Source organism: Lentibacillus sp., from assembly GCF_035301925.1.
In the GTDB taxonomy this organism is placed as follows: Bacteria; Bacillota; Bacilli; order Bacillales; family Amphibacillaceae; genus Lentibacillus.
The window spans coordinates 1-25,075 of record NZ_DATGTI010000145.1; the positions used below are offsets into that span (position 1 = coordinate 1).

A 25,075-nucleotide genomic window follows, 5' to 3' on the forward strand; every position below is an offset into this window, starting at 1 on the left:
AACGCTTAGACCAACGATCGTTTGCATCCCCACTCGTTTAAACATTTCAATCACCTCATAATATTTTTGATAAGCACCAACCATTCGATCTGTATTGGTCTTGACTGTTATCTGCCTTTCGAATGGTTCGTCTTATCTTCACCTATAGTGTACTTTCCCGGAAAGGCACCCCCTGTGATTTGCCCCACTTAAATCATGCTCAATTATGAACAATTGATGACGGTATGAAATATAGTGAAAAATTGATTTGACGGTGATTAGAAGCATATAAACACTGTGGATATTGTGAAAAATGTTTTTACATATATTTACTTTTAATGGGTATAAAAGCCTATATGATGCACGGTTTCTTTGGTCATCTGCTGATGTTTTGGTTTTATCTCGATGTCTGCCCTACTTTCCGGTAATTAGGCAGTGCTGGCACTGAATGCCGAAGTTCACAATGAATTCGCTGAAGTTCATCAAGCCACTATTTCGCGGCGGGGCCGTCATTTCGTGCGGCGAAGGCATTAATTCGCGCGACGTCCCAGTCATTTCGCGCGGCGAAGACATTAATTCGCGCGACGTCCCAGTCATTTCGTGCGGCGAAGACATTAATTCGCGCGACGTTCACATTTTCAGCTCCAAATAAAAAACACCTTCAACCTGCTGAACAGCAGTATTGAAGATGTTTCGTGCACACTATGGTTCTTCAGAATGATCCATAAATACATATTGAAGCATATAGAGTATAAGGCTGACAGTAATGATCAAAAATCCCCATCCCAGAATCTCCTGGTCAGCCTCCAAATAACTGTTACAAACCCGAACAGGCGCATCGATATATATCCACGCCAGTAATCCGAACATGGAGATGTAGTTAAAAACGATAAAACTCTTCGCCAGTGGACCGAGCTTTTTCCAACTGTTTCGAAGCGGTATCCCCGCCAAAAACGGAAGGCTGATAAATTTAAACAGCTCGAAATACCAGACCGCGAGTGCCTCATCAAGCATCCGGGGAATCATCCAGAACGTTGTCATAACGATCACAAGCAAAATGCCGGCAATGCCATTTCCATTCCATTTTGCAAAAAATCGCTGAAATTTATCCTGAAATTTGTCCGCCATCAGCCATCCCGAAAAAATAAGCAGCGGAATTTGCACAAGCATATGAACGATCATGACCGACTCCATGGCATTTCTGACAGGAGGGATTATCAGCAGGGCATACAAGATAATCCCGTATCGTGTCGCTGACATCCGCTGACCCTCCTCCCGAAAAAGTTATCCCGACTCACACCGAATTTTGCTTTCATTGTATCCTGGACAAAATGAATCACTACTATGCAAGGCGTTTACCGTCACTACTGCTTCCGGGAACCATTTTATTACGTATTCTAATAAAACGGATAAAGTGTACAACAAATATGGCCACTGAAAGGAATCCCAATATACCGGCTATACCTCCGAATACGGCTGGTCCCATCCATTCCGGGATGTGGGTCGCCCATCGTCTTGGTGTACTCAATACCCCGGAAACGAGAAACGATCCGCTGAGTGCGATAATCGAAAGGGTGTAGCCGACAAAAGCAAACCGGTCCATGACATTTGTTTTGATGGCACTGTCATGTTTGGCTAAATAATACATGAACCCGAAGATCATGGCACATGCGCCAAGGGCCATATACATATGGAAGTGACCCGGTACCCATTTTGTATTGTGCATCACCTGATTGACCACTATCGTTGCATCGACAATCGCTGGTACGACTCCGACAACCCAGCCGAACATCGATAAGAACATGAGACCTGACCCCATATCCCATTTGATGCCCGATTTATAGACGATCATCAGAGCTCCATAAGCCGTAACCACGAGTACCGGCAGACCATTTGCATAGGAAAGTGCCTGTCCCATAATCAGCATCCATGTTGGCATAACTGAGTCCATTAGCAAATGATGCGTATAAATGAGCAATGTAAACACAGTCGACATTGTCCAGGCAATCAGAAACACGCGATTAACTTTCCATGGACGGTTTGTATACTCTTGTAAAATTTCATATACTGCAATGACTGCCATGTATATAATCGCATTTGCAAAAATATGCCCAAATGCATAGGTCAGGTTTTTGGCCAACAGTGGATCAACCGTAAATGCCGGGTTAATCACATTAATAATATTCATGATCAGAACAATCGCACCTGCTATTAATGCCGTTACATTAACAATTGTGACCATCGTGCTTGCAACGACCGTACTCGACGGGGCATCATCCTCTGATTTTTTACCGGCAATGACATCCCAGCCCAGTCCTTTTGCCAGACTGCCATAGTTTTTTATGATAGCGCGTCCAGTATCTAGATAAAATAATAAAAAGCCGACACCAAGTATAAGCATTCCAAATAGATATAACAGTGCACCTATTGTCCCCCATGCGTTGGCTGAGAGTTGCGGGAGCGGGTAGAGGAATGTCCAGGCGCTCGCATATTCAAATGAAAATACACCGATAATCACCATAACAACGCCAATCAGGAATAAAACAAGGTTAGCCGTCATTACCTTTTTCGAAAGCGTCACATGTCTGCTCAAAAAGTAACCCATGATGCCTGCTGCTGCAAATGCTGCTGCTCCAACCATCCCGGTCCCGTGTATCGTCAGAAATTGATAAAACGCGGCCGGTGACAGATCCAGTACACCGCCTTGTGACAAAAGCATCAAGACACCAAATATCATCATGACAAGAATAATCAAACCGCCCACTGTCAAATAGGATACAACCAAATTATTGCGAGATTTTACCGACTGCATTCATCACACCTCCACCATATTATTCTGTCACGGTTATTTCCGCAGTCATGGCATGATGAGCCAATCCACAGTACTCCATGCAAAGAACCTCATATGTGCCAGGTTCATCAAATGTGATATAAACCTCATTTGTATACGCCGGCATTGCCTGTGTCTGTGTGAGGATATTCATATCTTCATCATAGATGCCAAACCCATGATTAACATCATTGCTTTTCACTTTAAATTCAACCGGTTCTCCGGCTTTGAATTGGGTTTGGCTTAGTTCCCAACCAAACTGCATGGCTTCAACGTCAACAACGGTTGGCTCTGCTCCAGCACTGTAAACAGGTTGATTGTACGGCAGTTCTCTTAATGTATAAATCGTTACCGCCAACATGAATACAATCAATATCGAACCATAAAATGATCGTGCTTTATACCATTTTTTCTTAATGGGTGTATAATCTCTTTTCTCCTGTGATTTCAATAACACAACGCTGAATACCACTGTAATCACAATCATAAAAAACAGACTGACAACCCATGCAACGGTTTGTATCAACTCGATGCCCCCCTCTTTTAAGTTATACCTCGTAAGAAAAATTACAGGTAGCCGTTAATCGGATTTATCATACGAAAAAAATAACCCGAAACGAGTGACGTAAATCACTCATTTCGGATTATTTTGTGAAAAAACAGTTTTTTTAGTTTTTATAGTAAAAACGGTGGTAATAGTAAAAAGGTATGAGAATACGACTCATACCTTTTTGCTATGAAAATAAAACATTTTTCATGATAATTCGTAAATCCTTACTTCAGGTTAGGTGCCATATCACAACATCACCAATCTGTTCCATGACAAAAAAGTTCTTAACTTTTGACAGTTTAAACCCCGCATTCTTCTTGAATAAGGCGAATCATTGAAAAAATAGATGAAGTCCTGATCATACACAGTTCTCAGCTTACAGAAGGTTCAATTCCAGTGCTTGAAGAAGATATAAAGCATTTAAAGTATGACACCTGAGAAATTACCTTTTAATACGTCTATTGCATTCTGATTTTTACATATAAAGGTTGCCATAATCGCTGTTCTATTATTGTTTTGCGTATTTTTCAATTTCTACTTCACATTTAATTGTATCACCTGTAAATACTGGTCTAAAAAACTCAAAATTCATATGACGCGCCATAACGTTATAATCCCCACCTACTTTTGTTGGCAGAGTTGCCGTTAATAGCCCTTGAACAACAAGTCTTCCCTTCTCATCAGGCGTAACATGATGAGAGCCCCCATCACCTGATACCCGAGTAAATAATTCAACCTCTTCTTCTGTAAAACGCCGCTCAAATGTAATCACATCGCCTACTTTCAAAGACAATCATATTCCTCCCATTATAAATAAATGCTTTTCTTCGGATTACGCCAAACTGCTTTTAATTTTTTCAGGGATTTAATTGAAGCTTCCTCATCGGCTCAAAAAACAGGGGATACAGCCCATAAATGCCCGATTCGGTTCGGGCCTTTACAATGCAGGTCACACAGGCGTTGTAACAGGACAAGGAAAGGTGCGGCAGCGATACATCGTACGTAGAAAAAGTGCTTTCCTTTTTCGAGGATGTTGCGTACTTAACCTTTATTCTCTATCATCAGCGGGGAAAAGTACCCCGCTGAATGACGTTTCACTTCAGGCGAGCTGGCTATCGGGGGAGCGCTCCGATGCGGTAATAACGCCTAATTCATGATGGTCTGCCTCATAAAGGGCGCTTTGAACAAAGCGGACTTCGCCATTGTCGCCGATTACTTCCAATTTGAAGTATGCCCCACTATCCTGCAATGCATAATAAAACTGATCGATTCGATTAATTTTCTTTCCGTTAACTTTGATGATCGTTTCACCGGCTAAAATTCCCAGGCGGTCAGCTGGAGTTCCGGGTATAACTGCCAATACCTTTATACCACGTTCGTTTTGATTGAAAAATGGCGTTTTTTCCTGGTCCTTTATCCGGTGTCTGTAACTGGTGTACTCCCGACCAATGATGCCTGCAACGATTGCTGCAAGTGACAGCCAGCCAATATAAATGCTTCCGGCAGCCAGCAACAGGACGATCAGACTCAAAATGTGGATTGATCCTGCTAAACGCTCTGCTGTTTTTTCAGGCAGTTGTCCTCTCACAACATGATTAAACCCCATTAGGAATGGCACGAGCATAAGGCTGTATGTTTCACCGCCAATTGAAAAATAGGGCCAAAAAGATGCAATCGGCGTAATCGAACCTGACGGGATTAGGACAAAAAAAGGAATGAATGCCATTTTTTTGAGATGATGCATACCAATCCATGTCCCACGGCGTCCAATCTCCATATCCGGAAATGTGTTATTCCGGGTATGTCGTGTTAATAAAAATGCTTCTGCCGACAGTAATATGGCTAACAATAGACTCAACCCAGTGAAATTTGGAGACTCAAACAAATCCACATCAATAAAGGTCTGATTTTCAAGTGCAAATGGTGACAGCAGCAACAGTAAAAATGTTATACCAATCGTATAAACAGGCGACAGCACCGTCAAACGGAATGTTATACTGAGCAGAATGGTCACAGCCGCAATCAACATAATCGTTTCATATGAAAAAACCACACCTGCTCCAATTGTTATAATAGATAACATTAAACCGAATATCGTGGTTACCAGCCATGTATCCTTCCATTCCGAAAAAATATCAAAAACTTTCTGTCCAAAAAGGCGGCGTTCCTGTTTTATCCGCCGATAGCTGACAACTAATGATAAAATAATTGTCCAATACACGAGAGGATTCAGGAAAAACCTTCCTATTCCTTTTACCAGTTCCATCACCCAGGATTCTGCCATCATGATCACCTTCTGTCTTATCTTCTCAAGCTTGTCCGAAAAGTCGCTTCATCCTCTGTTCACGCCTATGTTTATATTCGCGATTTGTTAACATTTTTCCTGCATCGTGTGAAAAGAAATCCGCGAGTGTTACCCGCGGATCAATTCTACTCATATAATACGTTGAGTGCTTTTTCCATTTGCCGGTCATCTTCACCATTACGGATTCGTTCAACAACAGTGGTTTCAATTGAGCCTGCTGTTTCTTCATCAACTTCTCCGGTTACTGGCAGATCATGCTCTGCCTGGAAGGCTTCAACAGCTGCCTCTGTTTTTCCACTGAAATAACCGTCTGTACGCCCCGGATCGTAGCCTAATCCCTTCAGCATCACTTGCATATTCTTCACATTATCACCGGCTTCATCATAAGTAAGCGGTTCTTCAACCTGAACAGGACTTGTAAAGTAATAATCAGGCTGTTCTGCCTCAACAGTCGGTTTTACACCTTCTTCGTGAATCCAAGTCCCTTCAGGCGAAAGCCATTTGAAAAATGTCAATTTGACTCTGCTCCCATCATCACCAACAGGTACAGCCTGCTGAACCGTTCCTTTGCCAAAGCTATTGGTGCCAACAACATCATAACCGACCTCTTTCATGGCCACTGCTAAAATCTCTGAAGCAGAGGCACTTCCCTCATTAATCAGGACACTGATCGGATACGGCTTTTTCTCTTCAAGGTCAGAATACGATTTTTCCGTTTCGCCATTCTGATTTTCGATTTGAACGTACGGTACATCTTTCGGAATAAAGTTTTTCAATACCCCTTCCACAGCAGATAGAACACCGCCGGGATTGCCGCGGACATCAATGACCAGCCCTTCAATATTTTCATTCTCCAGTTCCTTCAGCTGTTCATTGAAATGTTGTGCTGTATTTTCCGCAAAAGACGTTATTTCGATAACCCCTGTTTTCTTTCCGTCGATCGACTTGACTTCAGAATACACGGTTTCCACTGGTATGTCATCACGCACAAGTGTAACATCAAATGGCTCTGAAACCCCTGAACGCTGAACTTCAAGCACGACTTCCGATCCTTTTTCACCACGGATCATGTCAACGGCTTCATTCAGATTCAAGCCGGCAACACTTTCACCATTAACGCTCAAAATCTGATCATTGGGTCTAAGACCTGCTTCCTCAGCTGGGGAATCCTTAATTGGTGAAACAATCGTCACGTTCCCGTTCACCATGCTTACCTCGGCACCAATTCCCTCAAATGAGGATTCAATCGTCTCATTGAACTGCTGCATCGATTCAACATCCATATAGGAACTGTACGGATCTTCCAATGAGCCAATCATCCCCTGGATGGCCCCTTCGATTAACTGCTTGTCCTCGACATCTTCCAGGTAATGTTTTTTGATTAAGTTATAGGTTTGTGCCACTTTTTGCATGTTTGCCGGTGGAGTACCGCCGCTGTTTTGTCCCGTCGTTTCCGCTGATTCATCCAGTGTCTGGTCCGAACCGTAATCTGGCTGAGCCAGCGTCACACCCAGATATGCACCTGCAAATCCCAAAACCAGTGCACCCGCTAAAAGGAGTATAATATATACCTTTTTCTGTTTCATGTTTTCACCCCAACTTATATATATTTATCTGACGGCTTGTCCATTCCAAAAGTCGAGGAAGACTGTCATGTTCTCTATTTTACCTTCACCTATAAAAAGGCATCACACCGAAATGTGCGATGCCTTTAATGATATAGTTTATGCAGCTAAAATGCAATGTCATTCGTTTATTTTAAGGTAAAAAGGACATTGGATTTACTCCGCCATGGTAAGCCCATTCCCCATTGTGCACTTCAAAATGCAAATGAGCTCCATATGAGTTCCCGGTATTGCCCACCGCACCTAATTTCTGTCCCGCTGAAACGGATTGGCCAAGACTGACTGACCGCTGGGACATATGCGCATATACCGTTGTTTTGTCATGTTGCGGATGATAGACATAAACAACATTTCCATAGCTGTTGGAATAATCTGATCTGGTGACAACCCCGGGTGCTGCAGTTTGGATTGTGGTTCCGGTAGATGCTGCAATATCAATACCATAATGGTAACCGGATCCCATGTCCCTTGGCCCATATGGTGATGAAAATCTTCCGTTGACAGGCCAATCAAAAATCCCTGTACCACCCGCACTAAGATTTGAACCTGAACCATTTGAGCTGTCGGAGCCATTTGAACCGTTAGATGGTGAAGGTTTTGATAATTGGTCAAGATCTTGTTTAGCTTCCTTCATAGCCTTCTCTATCACCTCAGCCTGGTCCCTTAGCACTTGTTGTTCCTCTTCCAAGCTCATCTTGTGCTGATGCAGTTCTTCTTCTGACTCTTCCAATTCACTCAGCTTGTCTTCTTTTTCAGCCATTTGCTCGCTCAACTGTGATTTCAATGATTCAAGCTCGTCTTTTTGATTCGTTAGTGACGCTTTCTTATCTTCAACTTCAGCTTTCTTTTGCTCAATATCTTGTTTCTTGTCTTTCACTTCAGCCTGTTTAGCCTCGACTTCCTGTTTTTCACGTTTATGCGTTTCCATGATGTCTTTGTCCTGTTTCATAATCGTATTGACTGCCGAGGATCTGCTGATGAATTCACCAAAACTTTTCGCCCCGAAAATCACTTCTATGTAATTCATGCTCCCGCCGTTTGATTGAATAGCACGCAGACGGTCTTTAAGCAATTCCTCCCGTTTTTCAATCCGCTCTTTCAATTCCCGAATGTCTTCTTTTAACTGTTCAATCTCTGAATTGAGTTCATCAATTTGGTTGCTTAACTCGTCAAGCTGTGCATTTGTATCAGCTATTTCATTTTCTTTTGCTTCAATCTTTTCCCGGGTACTGGACAATTCCTGATCGATGGTGTCAATCTCACTATTGACACTTTCCTGTTGATCCAGGTTTTCCTCAATTTTTTCTTCTGTTTCCTGTTTATCATCCTGCAGTTCGGATTTTTCCTTTTCGATTTCAGCTTGTTCGTTTTTCTTATTTTGGATCTTCTGCTCAAGTTCATCTTTGCTTTGAGCGGATACTTTCTGCCAATCGACAAGACCGGTGCCGAAAACCATTAACACAATGAGTATATAGGAAATAAATTTCCGCATTCTCGTTCTTCCCCTCCTGCTATATATGGTTCAAATTGGATTGTATTTGTATTGAATTATACTTTCAGGAATTTACGTACACTCATGACACTTCCCCAAATACCGATAAATGTTCCAATTAACAAAATAATGAGCGATAACTGCCATGCAAATGGGTTGAATGGCAATAACTCCACAAATGAGTACGTAATCTGATCCCCAAGAGTATTGTCCAGGTAATAGTATCCTATTAAAACAACAGTAATCGGAATAATAGCACCGAATACGCCGTGCAGCATTCCCTCAATGAAAAATGGCCAGCGAATGAAGCCGTTCGTTGCGCCCACAAGCTTCATAATGCCGATTTCTCTGCTTCGCGCCATGATCGTCAGTTTAATCGTGTTTGAAATAAGGAATATAGCAGTAAAGACCAATGCGGCAATCAAGACCAATCCAATATTCCGTGCATACTCATTAAATTGGAATAAACGGTGAATAACATCCTGACCGTAGTTCACTTCCTGAATATGATCCAGTTTATTGATCTGGTTGGCCACGTTTTCTGTATTGTTCGGGTCCTTTGCTTTGACAATATAAGCATGGCTGAGTGGATTGTCCTGTTCGAACATCTGCCAGGTTGAACCTTCTTCACCCATATCCTCGATTAATTGATTAAGCTGTTCATCTTTAGAGGCAAATACAACACTTTCTGTTCCATCCATCTGCTTAATGGACGTTCCCAGTTCCTTTATCTGTTCCTCATCTGTGGTAAGATCGATTAATGCTTCAATCTGAACGTCTTCCTCCAGACCTCCAGCCATATGGTTAAGATTCAGCATTAAAGCAAGAAATGCGCCTACCAGCAATAACGTCGTTGTTACTGCACCTATTGACGCAACTGTCATCCAGCCATTACGGAAGATGTTTTTGATGCCTTCCTTGAGATGGCGCTTGATTGTCCTAAGCTTCATAGCCGTATTCACCTCGATGTTGGTCACGTACGATTAATCCATCTTCAATTGCGATAACGCGTTTTTTAACCGTATTGACGATTTCTTTGCTGTGGGTGGCCATAATAATTGTCGTACCCCTCGTATTGATTTCCTCAAAAATCCGCATGATTTCCCATGATGTGTCAGGATCCAGGTTTCCAGTCGGCTCGTCCGCAATGACAATTTTAGGGTTATTGACAATGGCGCGTGCAATCGACACACGCTGTTGTTCACCCCCTGATAACTCATCCGGAATAAACCGTGCCTTATTCTTTAAGCCGACCAGTTCCAGCACATCCATAACCCGTTTGCGGATATTGCGGGGTGATTCTTCAATGACTTCAAGCGCAAACGCGACATTTTCATAGACTGATAGTTTTGGCAGCAACTTAAAATCCTGAAAAATAACACCAACATCCCGACGTAAAAATGGCACTCTCTTTTCTTTCAGGGTACTCAAGTCCGTATCATTAACGGTGATAGTTCCTTCTGTTGGCTTCGCTTCACGGTATATAAGTCTGACAAATGTAGACTTTCCGGCACCGCTTGGACCGACAACATATACAAATTCACCTTGATCAATCGTTATATTAATCCCATTCAGGGCAGTAACACCATTGGCGTATGTCTTGTGAACGTCTTTCATTTTTATCATTTATATATCACCTTTTATCCATAATGTTGTATCTCTTAGTTGTAAATTTTTTGCACAAACCAGATCCGGAAAATCACCAGGAAAGTTCTTTTTCCCTTACGAATCTGGAAGTCAGTTCGAGTGAATCGGAGAATTTCGTCAATGATTCATATAACCCCGAATGATCTCAGTCAATTTTTTTAAAGACGTATCTTTGAACGCGCTTATCTATGTAATTTTTATCTATTATAACATTTTTCATCATAAATTTTAGGCATTTAATATTACATTTTCATTTCAATTTATATACCTGGGTTTAATCTTTGTAACATTTTATAAAAATAACGCGGATTTTGAAAAATACTGGAAAGAGATGGTACCTATAATTGCTGATGAAGATCCATAATCGGGGGAGTCGGGCAAAAACTAAAAAGTTTGGTCTATACCAATCAATAGACCAAACTTTCATTGAGAAATATTACTTTTTTTCTGCTAACCAATCGGCAAGTGTTTGAGCATCCTCATCTGACACATCTTGTGCAGGCATGCTTCCTTTACCATTTTGAATAATGTCGACAATTTCGTCAGCGGAATAATCTGCACCAACTGATGTCAGCTCAGGGCCTGCTCCGCCGGATAGGTCTGCACCGTGACATGATGCACAATTGCTTTCAAAGATTTCCTCGGCAGCTGCAGTGGTTTCGCCACCGCCATCACCGGCAGATTCGTCGCCACCAGTGTCACCGCCGCCATCATCGCCGCCTCCGCCACAGGCACCGAGCACAAGCGCCGTACCGAAGAGCATTGTCATTAACCCTTTTTTCATGTTAAATCCCCCCTAAGATAATTTAGTAAAAAGGTTTTCACACCTATTATAACCTAACACCGAAAAATTAAAACGACCAATGAGCCTTACAGATGGTTTAAATTATCGTCAAACCGGGACTTTAGCAAAATATGTCATTTTCATGACTTTTTTAATCAATCCCGCATATAACTGGCAGTAGGCCCATAATTCGTGGGCCTACTGCCAGTAATGTCCGAGTCGGTTTGGGCCTTTACAATGCAGGTTGTAAAGGCGTTGCAACAGGGCAAGGAAAGCTCCGGCAGTGATGCATCGCACAAGAAAAAGTGCTTTCCTTTTTCGAGGACCCTGCGAACTCAGCCTAGTTAATCTGTGACCGCAAATAGGCGTCGATAAAAGGGTCTAAATTGCCGTCAATCACACCTTGTGCATTGCCTGCTTCAAGATTTGTTCGGTGATCCTTTACCATTGTATAGGGATGGAATACATATGAGCGAATTTGGCTTCCCCAGCCGATTTCTCGCTGTTCGCCTCGTATCTCATCAAGCTCCTGCTGTTGCCGTTCCAGCTCTTGTTGGTATAATTTGGATCGGAGCATTTTCATCGCACGTTCACGATTTTGAATTTGTGACCGTTCGGACTGGCACGTGACAATCGTATTTGTCGGCAAGTGCGTTATCCGGACCGCCGAATCGGTCGTGTTAACATGCTGACCTCCCGCGCCGCTCGCACGATACGTATCAATATGAATATCCTCATTTCTTATTTCGATATCCACGTCATCATCCATTTCTGGCGTTACATCACATGAAGTAAACGATGTATGACGACGTCCGGAAGAATCAAATGGTGAAATGCGTACAAGCCGGTGAACGCCTTTTTCAGCCTTTAGATAGCCATAAGCATTGTGTCCTTTAATCCACAATGTCACACTTTTGACCCCTGCTTCATCACCAGGTAGATAATCCAGTGTTTCGACCGTAAAGTTCTTTTTGTCAGCCCAGCGCTGGTACATCCTTAAAAGCATACTTGCCCAATCCTGTGACTCCGTGCCGCCAGCGCCCGGGTGCAATTCCAAAATGGCATTATTCTGGTCATACGGCCCGCTCAGCAGCATTAGCAGTTCAAAATCATTCATCTCTTTTCGCAATGTCGTTATGTCGTTTTCCAGATCAGCAAATAACTCCTGATCATTCTCTTCTTTAACAAGCTCATAGGATACCTCAAGATTTTCAAGCTTTTTTTCCAATGAGTCAAACCCTTGAACATAACTTTTAAGACTGTTGGCTTCATCAATCAGTTTTTGTGCTTTTTCCTGATCATCCCAGAATGTGGGATCAGTCATTTCCAGTTCCAGCTCTTTTATGCGTTCTCTTTTGTTATCTAAGTCAAAGAGACCCCCTAAAGTCATCGATTCGTTTTGTCATCTGTTCAAGTTCATTTCCAATTTCAACAAGTTCCATATGATTCACCTCAAAAAACTATATGATTATGTCAGTGAAAACACTCCCATCATTCGGGAGTGTTCCACATCAGTGGTATGGTTACGCACCGTGGCAATGTTTATATTTTTTGCCGCTGCCACATGGGCATGGATCATTCCGGCCGATATTCTCAGTCTTCACATACGGTTTCCGGGGCTTTTTCTTCTCTTGCTGGTCGCCGCCGGATACTGCTTGCGTGTTTTTCACAACTTCCTGTCGCTGCAGGTTATCGCGTATTTCCGCCTTCATGACATATTTGGCAACTTCTTCTTCAATCTCAACAATCATTTCCTCAAACATCTGGAATCCTTCTGCCTGATATTCCTGCAATGGATCATTTTGTCCATATGCACGCAGGTGAATACCTTGACGCAGCTGGTCCATCTGGTCGATATGATCCATCCATTTGGTATCAACCGTACGCAATACGATTACTTTCTCAAATTCACGCATTTGTTCAGGCGTCAATTCCTGTTCTTTCTCGTCATAGCGCACTTTGACTTTTTCCAGAATAAAGTCAATGATTTCTTCCGGCTCTTTGCCTTTAATATCATCTACTGTAATATCATCAGGATTCAACAAGTTGCCATGAACGTACTCAATAATCGTGTCAAGCTCCCAATTTTCATCGAGTTCATCTTGTGTATTAGCTTCGACAACACGTTCCAGCGTGGACTTGATCATCCCTTCGACAATTTCCCGTAAATCTTCAGTCGCTTCAATCACGTCAAAACGCTGTTTGTAAATAATTTCCCGCTGTTGCCGCAATACATCATCATATGAGAGGACTGTCTTACGGGCATCAAAGTTATTGCCTTCCACCCGCTTTTGAGCAGACTCTACAGCACGTGATATCATTTTGCTCTCAATCGGCTGTGAGTCATCCATGCCAAACCGATCCATCATCGAGCGCATATTATCAGAACCGAAACGCCGCATCAATTCATCTTCCATCGATAAATAGAACTGTGACATACCAGGATCTCCCTGACGTCCTGAACGCCCGCGCAGCTGGTTATCGATCCGGCGTGATTCATGACGTTCGGTACCAATGACGGCAAGGCCGCCCAGTTCCTTCACACCGTCACCAAGTTTAATATCCGTACCACGTCCGGCCATGTTTGTAGCAATCGTCACCGCACCTTTTTGCCCGGCATTTTCAATAATCTCCGCTTCCCTGTAGTGATTTTTTGCGTTCAGTACATTATGCGGGATTCCGGCCTTTTTCAGCATTTTGGAAATCAATTCGGATGTCTCAACGGCAACGGTACCGACCAGTACGGGCTGTCCAGCCTTATGTCGTTCTTTTATATCCTCTACAACTGCACGGAATTTACCTTCTACTGTCTTATAAATCATATCTGGTTTATCATCACGAATAATCGGCTCATTCGTCGGGATGGCGATAACGTCCATGTTATAAATATTACGGAACTCTTCTTCTTCTGTTTTTGCTGTACCGGTCATGCCAGCCAATTTTTGGTACATCCGGAAAAAGTTCTGGAATGTTATGGAGGCGAGTGTCATGCTTTCATTTTGGATCTGGAGTCCTTCTTTAGCTTCAATCGCCTGATGGAGGCCATCACTGTAGCGACGACCTTTCATCAGACGTCCAGTGAACTGGTCAACAATGATGACTTCGCCTTCCTGAACAACATAATCCGTATCGCGTTGCATTGAAACATGTGCTTTCAGTGCCTGATTAATATGGTGTGTCAACGATACGTGATTCAGATCAAACAAGTTTTCAACACTGAAATAACGCTCCGCTTTGTTGATGCCTTCTTCCGTCAATTGAACACCTTTTGTTTTCTCATCGTACGTATAATCTGTTTCCCGGTTCAATGTACGGACAAAACCGTTTGCCTGCTGGTACATTGCCGCTGATTTTTGCGCCGATCCGGAAATAATCAGCGGTGTTCGTGCCTCATCAATCAGAATCGAGTCAACTTCATCGATGATGGCAAAATTAAGCGGGCGCTGGACCATCTGCTCTTTATATAAAACCATATTGTCACGCAAGTAATCAAAACCAAACTCGTTATTAGTACCGTACGTAATGTCACTGTTATACGCTTCACGTTTTTCCTCTTTTGACATACCATTACCGTTTAGCCCAACTGTCAGGCCAAGAAAATTATAAAGGACACCCATTTCCCTCGCATCACGATCAGCCAGATAATCATTGACCGTAATGATATGCACGCCTTTTCCGGAGATCGCATTCAGATATGCCGGCATCGTGGAAGCGAGTGTCTTACCTTCCCCTGTTTTCATTTCAGCGATATTACCTTCATGCAACGCAATTGCCCCGGACAACTGAACAGGGAAAGGCCGCATGCCAAGTGCCCGTTTTGCACCTTCACGCACAACGGCATATGCTTCCACAAGCAAATCATCCAATGTTTCGCCATTTTCATAGCGTTCCTTAAATTCTTCAGTCTTCCTGCTGAGGTCGGAGTCGGACAGCTTTTCCATATCAGGTTCCAGAGCTTCAATCTGATCAACTTTTCGCTGTATTTTATTTAACTGTTTCTTATTGCCGTCACCAAAAATCTTTGTAAGTAATCCCGCCATATAAAACGCTCCTCATATGATTTGAAAAACTGAACTCTGCCATCATTTCCGCGGCAAAGTTTTGATAGTATCTATTATAGTAAAACGATTGGCATTTTATAGTCCACTATTTATGATAACGTATCTCAAATCGTATGACAACTTATTGAGGCGGCCGGGCAAGCAACTGTCAACATGTCAGCGGCCTATTAACCGCGGCCATTTTTTAATAGCAGGCACATATAAATCCGAAAGCAAAAGAACAGTCCGGGGATGAACTGTTCTTTTCGTGAGAGGAAGTCAAGGGGAACATGAGAGGACTATAACAGGAAGGCCTATGTAAATGAATAAGTATGTGATTGTTCCTGCTGCTTCCTGTCCAAATCTGCAAGACGACGATTGGTAACCGCAATGATTTCGACCAATTGTGCAATCGTTTCTTCATGCTGCCGTACTTTTCGGACTAACTCGTCATACTCGATTTCACTCACATAAGCACTTCCTTTCATCTTGTATGATTATGTTATAGCATAGAGTCGTTTATAAAAGCTAATTGCCATTTTTCGATTTCGGCTTGGTATTCGACATGTTTTTACCCATAAAATGCATTTTTCGACATGGCTTCAGTCGAATATAGGCCCATTCAAAATCCAAAATTAAATTTTGGTAATTTGTACGACAAACTTCGACATATTCTTGCGAGCTTTGTTTATAAAAGCGAACCTTATTGACACCTGGTGAACTTTCAATACGTTCTATTTAAAAGGCGATCCCACATTTCGGGATCGCCCACATACATTTTATGTCGTTAACTGTTCGGTTCAATCAATCCATATTTTCCATCTTTACGGCGATATACGACATTGGTATTGCCGGAAACCGCATTGGTGAACACGTAAAAGGCGTGACCCAGCATATCCATCTGCAATACTGCTTCTTCTGAATCCATTGGTTTTAGATCAAACTGTTTTTTACGAACAATTTCCAATTCATCCGATTCTTCTTGTTCATTTTTCAATTCAGCTTCTTTTTCCAGCTCAGCAAATATGTGTTTCGGAGAACCTTTTTGTCTAAATTTACGATTCACTTTCGTTTTGTACTTGCGGATTTGACGTTCCAATTTATCTACTACCAGATCAATGGCTGCATATAAATCAAGATGCTCCTCTTCAGCCCTGAGCAGCAGATTCGGCATTGGAATCGTAACCTCAATTCTCTGTTCATCGTTATAGACACTTAAGTTAACATGTACATCCGATGATGGTGGTGTATCAAAATAGCGTTCTAGTTTACCAATTTTCTTTTCGACATAATCCCGGATGGCCCCGGTCACCTCAATATTCTCACCACGAATGTTGTACTTCATAAAAAGTGTCCTCCTTTCATCCTTATATATTTATTATACTACATTACCACCCATTTTTCCTGTTTAAACGAACAATAATATAATTTAAGTGGAATGCAGGCGACTGAGCTATCCCGGGATCTGCACCGGAAGCATGTTGTCCGGCCATCAGGGTAACAAAAAAGCTTCTGTATCTGCAGAAGCTTTTTTGGTCAATTTTTGCTGTCCATGAACATACCGTCTGCTATTTTCACATTTTCATAGGGATTCATATAGGACCGATTGGATTTTTTCTGTTTTTTCACTTGTTTCATTTCCAGCTTTAAATCGTTAAACAACTGATTCAATTTTCCCTGGATTTGCTTATTAAGCGCTACTATATTTTTGCCCAGTTTTTGCTCATTGTCGGAAAATGGAGGGTTGATCGTTTCAAGTAGTTTTCCTCTTTTTTCGATCAACTCATTAACCCGTTCAATGACCTCATCACGATTTTTGGTATGAGCATCTTCTTCAAGTACTTGATCCAGCTGTTTTGTGATGTCCAGCAATGTCTGCAATTTATTCATTATACACGTGCACCCTGGGCATATTGTGACTGTCGCGTCTGTTTAATGACCTGTTTCCACGTATCGCGGAATTCGGTGACATAACGTAAAGCCTCTTCCAGGAAAGCAGTGTCATTTTTTATGTTGCCTTCTTTCAGCTGATGCAATATATAGTCATACAGCGGCATGAATTGCTGCGAGATTTCCACTTTAGGGTCCAGTGTCGCCATTAATTCCTGGATAATGTTCTGTGCTTTTTGGATATTCGTATTTTTAGCTTCAATTTTTCCGTTGTCCATATCTTTCATAGCCTGTTTTATGAACTTGATGCAGCCATTGTACAGCATTAATGTCAAATCACCGCCTGATGCAGTGTTTACCGCATTGTTTTGATAGGCTTGATATGGTTTATTAATTGACATTCAAGCACACTCCTTGTCTTTGAATATTCATGGATCATTCGTTTACATCATTCTGCCGCCATACTTAAACTTTTGCTGACTGCTGATTCATCCGCTCTATGTGTACTTTGTTTTAGTAAATTGGCTCTAATGGCGGATTTCAACCTGGCCATTCACGTCTCAAACGCCGCTATCCATTCAGCAAAATCGTTCAGCCGTTTAATGAGTGTATCATTCTCCAGGGTATTTGTTCCCCCTAGCCTGCAAGCTGCTTCAACTTACCGATCGTTGAATCAAGTGCATCGTCAAGTTTATTGGGATATTCAGAAGTCGTTAAACCTTTTCATCTGTTAAAAAACCCATAAATTCAGCCATCGCGGCATACATATCGAGCATTTTCTCCGGTGGAATTTCCTTGATAACCTCTTTCGTTTCCCGGTCGATGACCTTGACATAATAATCATCAAGTTTTTCATGAAGTTCAAATTTCAAATTGGTCCGTATCGGTTTCATCAATTCATTGATTTGAGACACAATATTGTCCGCTTGATCGGAATTGACTGACTTCTCATCTGGCGGCGCCATGTTATTGTTATTTTTTGCTGTATTATCCTCTGCCGATAGCATTTGCTTGTTGTACTGTTCATTTTGCAAGGGTTGAATTGGTGCTGGTTCATTTTCTATTTTCATTGCCCATGCATCTCCCATTATGTTTAATTTACTATTTATATCGGCCGGAAAAATAAATAGTTAAGGCTTCCCTGTCACTTCTTTCATTTATCTTTCGGATGCAGGAGATTCAGAATATCCACTGACAATTTGGCCGCTTCATTATTCTGTTTCTGGATATCGAGATAAACTTCTTTGCGATGAATATCAACTGACTTCGGTGCTGATATCCCCAGTTTCACCTGATCGCCTTCCAGACCCAGCACTTTAATTTCAATCTCATCATCAATTTGAATCGATTCATTTTCCTTTCGTGTCAGCACAAGCATCATTATTCCCCTTTCACCGATGTGGAAACAGAAGGAATAGCAGCTTTTGACGGATAGGCATCGGTATTTAATATGTACTGCTTTCCCCGGTTATTTTGGACATTGATGATGAGGGGCGCTTTCAAATTAAGGGTACTTGTATCAAACGGATCTTTTACCGTTAAAATGCTCAGCACAACCACATCCTTATCATTCTTAAGCTCCAGACTGCTTACCAGATTATCATCCAGATCAATCACATAATCTTGATAAAAGAAGTATGGGTTGACAACAACAAACGCAACATTAGCAGTTTGTGTTGACTGTAATATTTGATAAACAGACGTCTCTGACAAGTTTAATAGAGCAAACTCCTTTTCATCAACAAAACCCGGTAAACCTGACGGAAAATGAATAACGCTCGTATCAGCAATTTCCATTTCACCAAAATATTTTGTCTGTATTTGCATTCCAGCCATCCTTTCTTATACGGAATCGGAGAAAAGGTTGACAAATCCAATTTGCAAATCCTGATATTGTCGCATGCTGACGGACACATCACCAGTAGCGTACGTATGTACCGGCTTTTGCGGCTGTACATGAATAATCGGTTCATTAACCTTGACATCAATTTGAACTTCCGATGGCTCATAATTGGTTTTCACGGCAAAATGTGATGGAATAAATTTTATACCGATACGCTTCATCTGATCAAAAGCATTTGTGATAGCCTGATTCGCAATCGGATTGCCTGCATTTTCAATTTTCATCAGTTCAGCGCCTTGCCGGGCACGGCGGGCAGTTCCTTCCATGGCAGCCTTATGACCTTCATCGGCAAACTTTTCAATTCGTTTGGATATGTGCATCAAGTTCAAGTCTTCCCAGGCCTCTGTCTGATCGATCGTTAATTTTGATGGTTTTGTTGTAATTGAAAGATCGGCCTTGGGTTGTTGAATCGACATTTCCGCTTCTGGTTGCTGAATTCTCTGTTGAGGCGGTGTTTTCTGTATTTGGATCTTTGCCATTTGGGATTCCAGCCGGATTTGCGGTAATTGCATGACAATCAATCCTTATTGAGTTATTATAAATCAAGCCCTGTGCCATATACGGACAGGGCTGAAAGACTGACTAGCGCAGAAAATCAATAAGTGTCGGCTGAATGATCCTGCCTCCCACCGACAAGGCAGCACGATGGACGCTTTCCTGTGTAATCAGCTCAGTAATAGCCTTTTCATAATCAATATCTTCATTTTCCGACATGGTCTTCTTCGCACTTATCGCTTGTTGTTCGAGACGGTTTTCAACTAATTCCAGACGATTCATGCGTGCTCCGAGGTCTGCACGCGCGTTGATCACGCCCTGAATATTGTCATCCAGTGTCTCAATACTGCTTTCAATGGCTTCCTGATCATTGCTTTCCAACGCATCAATGAAGTTTGGTATGTCCGTGTTGAACAATTCGTCATTAAAAACGTCTGTTCCATCAACATTTACCTGAAGTTTCGTTCCGCTCGTAACCTCAATCATAACCGGTGTTGTATTGCCGGAAACAACCAATTCGCCATTATCATCGGTAACAGGCTTTGTATCGGTGGCGGTCCCGTTAAATATATATTTGCCGTTCACATTCGTGTTGGCAATATCGACCAGATGCTCTTTTAACTGCTCAACTTCTTCTTTTATATTCTGCCGTTCTTCCGCATCATATGTATCATTGCTTGCCTGGACTGCGAGCTCGCGCATTTTTTGCAATGCCTTGGTCGCCTTATCCAGAGCTGCATCAGAATTGTCCATCCACGTGTGCATTTCATTTGTATTCCGTTTAAATTGTTCAACTTCAGTCACTTGAGTACGGTATCCCATTCCTTTCATCGCAATAACCGGATCATCGGATGGACGATTGATCTTCTTACCTGTCGACAGCTGCTCCATATAGGTGTTCAATTTGGAATAGCTGTTTGACAAATTGTTAATCATATTATTCGAGAGCATACCTTGTGTTATGCGCATCGTTTTAACCTACCTTCCGACTAATCCCATATTATTAATGACACGGTCTATCATTTCATCAACTGCTGTCATGCTGCGGGCGGCAGCATTATAAGCGTGCTGAAACTTGACCATGTTGGACATTTCTTCATCAAGCGATACCGAACTGACCGACATCCGCTGCTGTTCAACCTGTGACTTAAGCGTTCCCGTATTTTCTGTCATCCTGTTGGCCTCCTGTGCCATAACGCCCAAGTCGCCAATAACCGATTCATAGTAGCTTTTGACAGATGTATGATCACCTAAATCCTGAAGCGGCGTATCAAATACATCCGCCAAATCGGACGCATTGCCACCATCACCGGCTCCGGTACCATTGCTTGCTGCTATCAAATCCGGGTCATCCAAAATTGCCTCATTCACTGTCATGTTTCCAGCGGCCTCTTGTCCGGAGGCGTTTTGGAAAAAGTCTTCTATTCCTTGATTGCCATTCAGATCGGCACCATCATTGTGAATATCGTTGAATGCCTTTGCAAACGCCTGAGCCATCGTATCCAGATCGTTTAGCATCTCCGGATAAATACCTTTTGTTTCACCATTTTCCGAATAGCCATATGATTCGACCAGCCCTTTTAATGAACCGGTTGAAGCCAATCCGGACAACGTCAATGACTCACCGTTCACCGAAATTTCATCGATGGGTTCATAACCATTCCCGGTATAACTGACAGTTATCTCGTTAAAACCTAATTCACCATTGGCTATATCGCCACTGACCAAGACAGGAGCATCGACAGGATTGCCATTTTCATCCGCAAGTTTGATTGTCGCCAGACCATCAGCAATATCCAACGCACCGTCACTGCTTTTGGTGTAACGGACATCAATATTGACAATGCCTGACAATTCATCAATTAACCGGTCGCGCTCATCGTACAAGTCGTTTGGCAATTGTCCATTTGTTTCGACATTTTTTACCTGCTCATTAATGGCGTTAATCTGTCTGATGAGCGAATTGGCGTCTTTTACCTCGACATCAATTTGCTTCCTCAAGTCAGTACGTATCGAGCTTAAGGAGTCAGATAAATAATTAAATGTATCCGATACGGCAAGTGCCCGCTGCGCTACAACAGACCTTGCACCGGCGTCTTCGGGATTGACGGCCAAATCTTGCAATGACTGCCAAAACTGATCCATTGTTTCAGACAGTCCGGTTTCCGAGGGTTCGTTCATTAAATGTTCCATACGGCTGAGTGCATCTGCCTTCGTACTCCAGTATTCGGATTTGCTGTTTTCAGCACGGAATTGATGATCAAGAAATTGATTCCGGATCCGCTCTACTGTACCGGCTTCTACACCGGTTCCCATTTGCCCGGCCATTTCCGGACGGTTGCGGGATGCCGGCGGAAATGGTGAGGAAGACTCAAAGTTTACGCGTTGGCGTGAATATCCGTCTGTATTCGTATTTGATATGTTATGACCGGTCGTATACAATGCCGATTGCTGGGCAAATAAGGCCCGTTTCGCCATTTCCAGTCCATGAAAAGTGCTCATCGGTTTACTCCTTCCGTCTCTAACTATGCTTTGGAATCAAAAACAGATCGCTCCGGTGAACCGGCCGTCTGTTTTTGGCCATAGTTCCTATTTCGTATCGAAGGCCGCATCATGTCAAGTGACAACTCAACAAATTGCATTGACTGGCGGATCAATGCCTGATTCAGCTCTTCCTGTTGTTTCAATTGGGTGATTGTATTGGTCAGTTTGACGGTTGTCGTTTCGAGTTCGTTTTTTTCCTGTTCATCCCCTACCGTCTCCAAAATAGCTGTTATGGTTGGCTGATGCAGTGTGATTCTTTCACTCTCCAGCCACTTCTCAACAGCCTTTTGACGGCTTTTTTCAGCCTGCTCCAGTGCCTGTACAAATTTATGTTCCTTGACAAGCAATGACTGCAGTTTATCAACTGATCCTTCTTTGATCATTTCCGTTTTCTTCACGGCTGTATCAAGCAAACCTTCATGCAGCTTCATCAGCTTTTCCAATGCTTCTATAATCGGCTCAACGGACAAGTTGGCGTCCTCCTTTAAGATTGTTTCGACCAAAAATCAATCATTTTTTGTGCGGTCTTTTCATGATTGATCCGGTAGTCACCTTTATCGACAGACTCTTTTATTTGCTGAACATAAGCTGCACGTTTCGAATCCACTTTTTTATTTTCCAGCATTTCTTTTGCCTGACTGGATATTTCCAGCTGATCCTTCTTTCCGGCGGCTTTCGAATGGTCCATCTGCTTTTGCATCTGGTATTTATATGGATTAAAGCCTGATTGATCAGGACCATATATCTTCATGAAAATCACCTCTAGTCTATGTGACATTATCGCACACACCATTTTAATATTATATCGGCACGTCTGTGCAAAGATTAAAGTATTTATCATTATTTCTTATGCTTATCAATGGAATAATAAATCTTTTCATGCCTGTCTTTCCTGGATGCTTCGAATTTGTTCTTCTTTTCATGCTGTTCCAGATCATTTCGCAGTTCTTCTGCGCAATTGGCACATAATCTGCCACTGACAATATCAACGCCACATCGCTTACACGGATAGGCAAGCTTGGGGAATTCCGATGTCCGCAAACGCCGTTGTTTAATGAATTTAATGATCAGTTCTTCCTCGACACCCGTCGCCTTGACAACCTCCATTACGGTCGCTTCCCGATTTTCCCGTTTGGTTAAAAACCGGTAAACAACCCGAAACGCTTCTTCTTCTTCCTGATGGCACGATTGACAAACATCCCGGATTGATTTCACAAATACTTTTCCACAGCGAGAACAATTTGCTAACTCAGCCACTGATTTTCTCCCCCTTTAACTCGATTTTAGAGGTTGTTCAAAAAGTCCGGTAAAATGACGCGTCGAATTTCTTCGTTGGCTTGTTTCTCCGCTGCTCATGTATTTAAATGCATAGGGGAAGTTCTGCTAAAACCGTCCACGTCCTGTGGACAACGCAGAACTCACCACGTCTTGTGGAAGCCCGCTGCTCGAAACTGCGCCCCCTCGAACTTTCGACGCACAGGACGTGCTAGTGCAGGCGTTGCGACAGGATGTCGCGAACTTAGCCTGCCGGTCCTTTTTATCCACCTTTTTGAACACGTGATTTTATCATATTTGCCGTTTACCCACGGATCAATGTGAGCGCGTAGACAGCCGGACATCCATACTTCTTCAAAACCGCAGCGGCATGTCTTAATGTCGTTCCGGTTGTATAGATATCATCGGCAAGAATGACCGGATTGTTAATGTTTTCGATCATGTGAAAAGGGTTAGCGGCTGACACACGCTGTCGGCGCGTTCGCTTAGACTGCTTCTCACTGTGTCTGCGTGATAGTATTTCTGCTGTTTTCAGAGGCAAAAAATCCGCAAGCATCCTGGACTGGTTGAATCCCCGTTCATCCATGCGTTCATCGCTTAATGGAATCGGGACCACAACCGTTTCCTTGGGGAGAAACGAAAATTTTTGTTCAAACGCTCTTCTGTAATCATCTTGAAAGGCTTTTCCAAGACAGTAATCACCCCGGTACTTCCACCTTGAAACGATCTCCTGCATTGTATCATTATACGAAAAAACGGCGTAATTGCATATCAGCGGATCTTCCTGCGATGTATGATACGCCCACCATTTGCAATCCGGGCAGACATCTTCATCACTTAACCGGCTGCATTTTCTGCATCGTTTGCCCTTTAAAATGGTTAATTGACCCGCACAGGATGAACAAAGATGTTTCGGCTTGGATAGTCTGATGATCGTTTTCCAACTGACTTCCGGAATTATAGTGGTATCACACCATAAACAATTCATGTTACCGGAAACCTCCCCGTTTGTTCATTTGGTTTATCAAACTGACTGCCTGAACCATGGCTTCGGTCTTGCCGTCATGGAAAAAGATGACCTCACCTGTCGGATCATCCGGGCTTCTGCCTGCTCTGCCGGCAATCTGCACAAGCGCTGCTTCATCGAAAACCGTGTGGCCTGCATCCAAAATCGCCACATCAACGGACGGGAATGTCACACCCCGCTCCAAAATGGTTGTGGTCACCAATATTTGAAATTGTTTATCCCTGAACTGCTGAACTTTTTGTTCCCGATCATGATCGGATGCATGGACAGCCATCACCGTATCGTCAGACAGAACAGAAGACAGTTTTGGGGTCAACGTTTCGGCGAGTTTGATGGTCGGGACAAAAATGAGCAGCTGCCGGTTTTGATTTTTTCGATTGGCAAACCATTTGAAAAATGCTTTAGGAGGCCGGGGCTTTTGCAAATCTTTGTGTAAGGTGTGGCAAATAAGAAAGTTCGGTACTGGCAGCGGATGACCGTGGTAACGGCGGGGGACAAATACATGCGGGAGTTTCTTTCGGGCCATTTGCAGCTGTTGTTCCCGCCTTGGTGTAGCGGTTAAATATATGGTGGTGCTGCTTTCTTTTTTGGCACGGTCAGCCGCAAATGGAAGTGAGGTATCATGAGTATAGGGAAAGGCATCAACCTCATCAATAACAATGACGTCAAAAGCACGGCGGAAGCGGAGC

Annotated in this window: 26 protein-coding genes and 1 pseudogene; all 27 read right to left on the reverse strand. The window is 42.7% G+C overall.

Annotated features, from left to right (window positions below):
- Positions 1–681: 681 nt before the first annotated feature.
- Positions 682–1,239, reverse strand: coding sequence for a hypothetical protein (locus tag VK080_RS11810; RefSeq protein WP_324224964.1), 558 nt, complete (start codon positions 1,237–1,239; stop codon positions 682–684).
- A gap of 82 nt (positions 1,240–1,321) precedes the next feature.
- Entirely contained in the window at positions 1,322–2,791 is a 1,470-nt protein-coding gene (locus VK080_RS11815; protein WP_324224965.1) for a cbb3-type cytochrome c oxidase subunit I, read from the reverse strand.
- Between the two features lie 19 nt (positions 2,792–2,810).
- A complete protein-coding gene (locus tag VK080_RS11820; protein ID WP_324224966.1) occupies positions 2,811–3,335 on the reverse strand; it encodes a cytochrome C oxidase subunit II in 525 nt (174 codons plus the stop codon).
- Between the two features lie 444 nt (positions 3,336–3,779).
- Positions 3,780–4,152, reverse strand: a pseudogene (locus tag VK080_RS11825) (hotdog domain-containing protein).
- 306 nt (positions 4,153–4,458) lie between these two features.
- A complete protein-coding gene (locus VK080_RS11830; RefSeq protein WP_324224967.1) occupies positions 4,459–5,646 on the reverse strand; it encodes a PDZ domain-containing protein in 1,188 nt (395 codons plus the stop codon).
- A 143-nt stretch (positions 5,647–5,789) separates the two neighbouring features.
- Positions 5,790–7,250, reverse strand: a complete 1,461-nt coding sequence (locus VK080_RS11835) for a S41 family peptidase (RefSeq protein WP_324224968.1) — start codon at positions 7,248–7,250, stop codon at positions 5,790–5,792.
- Between the two features lie 172 nt (positions 7,251–7,422).
- Positions 7,423–8,781, reverse strand: a complete 1,359-nt coding sequence (locus VK080_RS11840; RefSeq protein WP_324224969.1) for a PcsB-like coiled-coil domain-containing protein — start codon at positions 8,779–8,781, stop codon at positions 7,423–7,425.
- 56 nt (positions 8,782–8,837) lie between these two features.
- Positions 8,838–9,731 carry a permease-like cell division protein FtsX gene (gene ftsX, locus VK080_RS11845; RefSeq protein ID WP_324224970.1) on the reverse strand — a complete coding sequence of 298 codons (894 nt, stop codon included), beginning with the start codon at positions 9,729–9,731 and terminating at the stop codon, positions 8,838–8,840.
- Positions 9,721–10,407 (reverse strand): cell division ATP-binding protein FtsE, encoded by a 687-nt coding sequence (gene ftsE / locus VK080_RS11850; protein WP_324224971.1) that lies wholly within the window; start codon positions 10,405–10,407, stop codon positions 9,721–9,723. Before ftsE ends, ftsX begins: the two co-directional genes overlap by 11 nt.
- A 457-nt stretch (positions 10,408–10,864) precedes the next feature.
- Positions 10,865–11,212 carry a cytochrome c551 gene (cccB, locus tag VK080_RS11855; RefSeq protein ID WP_324224972.1) on the reverse strand — a complete coding sequence of 116 codons (348 nt, stop codon included), beginning with the start codon at positions 11,210–11,212 and terminating at the stop codon, positions 10,865–10,867.
- Positions 11,213–11,552: 340 nt separating this feature from the next.
- Positions 11,553–12,654 (reverse strand): peptide chain release factor 2 gene (gene prfB, locus VK080_RS11860; RefSeq protein WP_324224973.1). Its coding sequence is split into 2 segments (ribosomal slippage): positions 11,553–12,581 and positions 12,583–12,654, totalling 1,101 coding nucleotides; the frame shifts between segments, so codons are not numbered across the junction.
- Positions 12,655–12,735: 81 nt separating this feature from the next.
- Positions 12,736–15,252 (reverse strand): preprotein translocase subunit SecA, encoded by a 2,517-nt coding sequence (gene secA / locus VK080_RS11865; RefSeq protein WP_324224974.1) that lies wholly within the window; start codon positions 15,250–15,252, stop codon positions 12,736–12,738.
- A 314-nt stretch (positions 15,253–15,566) separates the two neighbouring features.
- Positions 15,567–15,722: a hypothetical protein gene (locus tag VK080_RS11870; RefSeq protein ID WP_324224975.1), complete on the reverse strand. Its 156-nt coding sequence runs from the start codon at positions 15,720–15,722 to the stop codon at positions 15,567–15,569.
- 317 nt (positions 15,723–16,039) lie between these two features.
- On the reverse strand, positions 16,040–16,597 hold the full coding sequence (hpf, locus tag VK080_RS11875; RefSeq protein ID WP_324224976.1) for a ribosome hibernation-promoting factor, HPF/YfiA family: 558 nt from the start codon (positions 16,595–16,597) through the stop codon (positions 16,040–16,042).
- Positions 16,598–16,788: 191 nt separating this feature from the next.
- Entirely contained in the window at positions 16,789–17,142 is a 354-nt protein-coding gene (locus VK080_RS11880) for a flagellar protein FliT (protein WP_324224977.1), read from the reverse strand.
- On the reverse strand, positions 17,142–17,543 hold the full coding sequence (fliS, locus tag VK080_RS11885) for a flagellar export chaperone FliS (protein WP_324224978.1): 402 nt from the start codon (positions 17,541–17,543) through the stop codon (positions 17,142–17,144). Before fliS ends, VK080_RS11880 begins: the two co-directional genes overlap by 1 nt.
- Positions 17,544–17,855: 312 nt before the next feature.
- On the reverse strand, positions 17,856–18,212 hold the full coding sequence (gene flaG / locus VK080_RS11890; RefSeq protein WP_324224979.1) for a flagellar protein FlaG: 357 nt from the start codon (positions 18,210–18,212) through the stop codon (positions 17,856–17,858).
- Between the two features lie 83 nt (positions 18,213–18,295).
- Positions 18,296–18,520: a carbon storage regulator CsrA gene (csrA, locus tag VK080_RS11895; RefSeq protein WP_324224989.1), complete on the reverse strand. Its 225-nt coding sequence runs from the start codon at positions 18,518–18,520 to the stop codon at positions 18,296–18,298.
- A gap of 2 nt (positions 18,521–18,522) precedes the next feature.
- Entirely contained in the window at positions 18,523–18,969 is a 447-nt protein-coding gene (fliW, locus tag VK080_RS11900; protein WP_324224980.1) for a flagellar assembly protein FliW, read from the reverse strand.
- Positions 18,970–18,984: 15 nt separating this feature from the next.
- On the reverse strand, positions 18,985–19,557 hold the full coding sequence (locus VK080_RS11905) for a DUF6470 family protein (RefSeq protein WP_324224981.1): 573 nt from the start codon (positions 19,555–19,557) through the stop codon (positions 18,985–18,987).
- Positions 19,558–19,627: 70 nt separating this feature from the next.
- The gene (flgL, locus tag VK080_RS11910; RefSeq protein ID WP_324224982.1) at positions 19,628–20,509 is read right to left on the reverse strand and encodes a flagellar hook-associated protein FlgL; all 882 of its coding nucleotides are present in this window, start codon (positions 20,507–20,509) and stop codon (positions 19,628–19,630) included.
- 9 nt (positions 20,510–20,518) lie between these two features.
- Positions 20,519–22,042, reverse strand: a complete 1,524-nt coding sequence (flgK, locus tag VK080_RS11915; protein ID WP_324224983.1) for a flagellar hook-associated protein FlgK — start codon at positions 22,040–22,042, stop codon at positions 20,519–20,521.
- A gap of 23 nt (positions 22,043–22,065) precedes the next feature.
- The gene (locus VK080_RS11920; protein WP_324224984.1) at positions 22,066–22,554 is read right to left on the reverse strand and encodes a flagellar protein FlgN; all 489 of its coding nucleotides are present in this window, start codon (positions 22,552–22,554) and stop codon (positions 22,066–22,068) included.
- Between the two features lie 14 nt (positions 22,555–22,568).
- Positions 22,569–22,835 (reverse strand): flagellar biosynthesis anti-sigma factor FlgM, encoded by a 267-nt coding sequence (gene flgM, locus VK080_RS11925; RefSeq protein WP_324224985.1) that lies wholly within the window; start codon positions 22,833–22,835, stop codon positions 22,569–22,571.
- 89 nt (positions 22,836–22,924) lie between these two features.
- Positions 22,925–23,341 (reverse strand): TIGR03826 family flagellar region protein, encoded by a 417-nt coding sequence (locus VK080_RS11930; RefSeq protein ID WP_324224986.1) that lies wholly within the window; start codon positions 23,339–23,341, stop codon positions 22,925–22,927.
- Positions 23,342–23,663: 322 nt separating this feature from the next.
- Positions 23,664–24,347, reverse strand: coding sequence for a ComF family protein (locus VK080_RS11935; RefSeq protein WP_324224987.1), 684 nt, complete (start codon positions 24,345–24,347; stop codon positions 23,664–23,666).
- Position 24,348: 1 nt separating this feature from the next.
- A partial coding sequence (locus tag VK080_RS11940; RefSeq protein WP_324224988.1) for a helicase-related protein occupies positions 24,349–25,075 on the reverse strand: 727 nt, incomplete at its 5' end.

Excerpts from the sequence above, each read along its gene's own strand:
- VK080_RS11810 (WP_324224964.1), bottom strand. The coding sequence starts at position 1,239 with ATGTCAGCGACACGATACGGGATTATCTTGTATGCCCTGCTGATAATC.
- VK080_RS11815 (WP_324224965.1), bottom strand. The coding sequence starts at position 2,791 with ATGCAGTCGGTAAAATCTCGCAATAATTTGGTTGTATCCTATTTGACA.
- VK080_RS11830 (WP_324224967.1), bottom strand. The coding sequence starts at position 5,646 with ATGATGGCAGAATCCTGGGTGATGGAACTGGTAAAAGGAATAGGAAGG.
- VK080_RS11835 (WP_324224968.1), bottom strand. The coding sequence starts at position 7,250 with ATGAAACAGAAAAAGGTATATATTATACTCCTTTTAGCGGGTGCACTG.
- VK080_RS11840 (WP_324224969.1), bottom strand. The coding sequence starts at position 8,781 with ATGCGGAAATTTATTTCCTATATACTCATTGTGTTAATGGTTTTCGGC.
- ftsX (WP_324224970.1), bottom strand. The coding sequence starts at position 9,731 with ATGAAGCTTAGGACAATCAAGCGCCATCTCAAGGAAGGCATCAAAAAC.
- ftsE (WP_324224971.1), bottom strand. The coding sequence starts at position 10,407 with ATGATAAAAATGAAAGACGTTCACAAGACATACGCCAATGGTGTTACT.
- cccB (WP_324224972.1), bottom strand. The coding sequence starts at position 11,212 with ATGAAAAAAGGGTTAATGACAATGCTCTTCGGTACGGCGCTTGTGCTC.
- secA (WP_324224974.1), bottom strand. The coding sequence starts at position 15,252 with ATGGCGGGATTACTTACAAAGATTTTTGGTGACGGCAATAAGAAACAG.
- hpf (WP_324224976.1), bottom strand. The coding sequence starts at position 16,597 with ATGAAGTACAACATTCGTGGTGAGAATATTGAGGTGACCGGGGCCATC.
- VK080_RS11880 (WP_324224977.1), bottom strand. The coding sequence starts at position 17,142 with ATGAATAAATTGCAGACATTGCTGGACATCACAAAACAGCTGGATCAA.
- fliS (WP_324224978.1), bottom strand. The coding sequence starts at position 17,543 with ATGTCAATTAATAAACCATATCAAGCCTATCAAAACAATGCGGTAAAC.
- flaG (WP_324224979.1), bottom strand. The coding sequence starts at position 18,212 with ATGAAAATAGAAAATGAACCAGCACCAATTCAACCCTTGCAAAATGAA.
- csrA (WP_324224989.1), bottom strand. The coding sequence starts at position 18,520 with ATGCTTGTGCTGACACGAAAGGAAAATGAATCGATTCAAATTGATGAT.
- fliW (WP_324224980.1), bottom strand. The coding sequence starts at position 18,969 with ATGCAAATACAGACAAAATATTTTGGTGAAATGGAAATTGCTGATACG.
- VK080_RS11905 (WP_324224981.1), bottom strand. The coding sequence starts at position 19,557 with ATGCAATTACCGCAAATCCGGCTGGAATCCCAAATGGCAAAGATCCAA.
- flgL (WP_324224982.1), bottom strand. The coding sequence starts at position 20,509 with ATGCGCATAACACAAGGTATGCTCTCGAATAATATGATTAACAATTTG.
- flgK (WP_324224983.1), bottom strand. The coding sequence starts at position 22,042 with ATGAGCACTTTTCATGGACTGGAAATGGCGAAACGGGCCTTATTTGCC.
- flgM (WP_324224985.1), bottom strand. The coding sequence starts at position 22,835 with ATGAAGATATATGGTCCTGATCAATCAGGCTTTAATCCATATAAATAC.
- VK080_RS11935 (WP_324224987.1), bottom strand. The coding sequence starts at position 24,347 with ATGAATTGTTTATGGTGTGATACCACTATAATTCCGGAAGTCAGTTGG.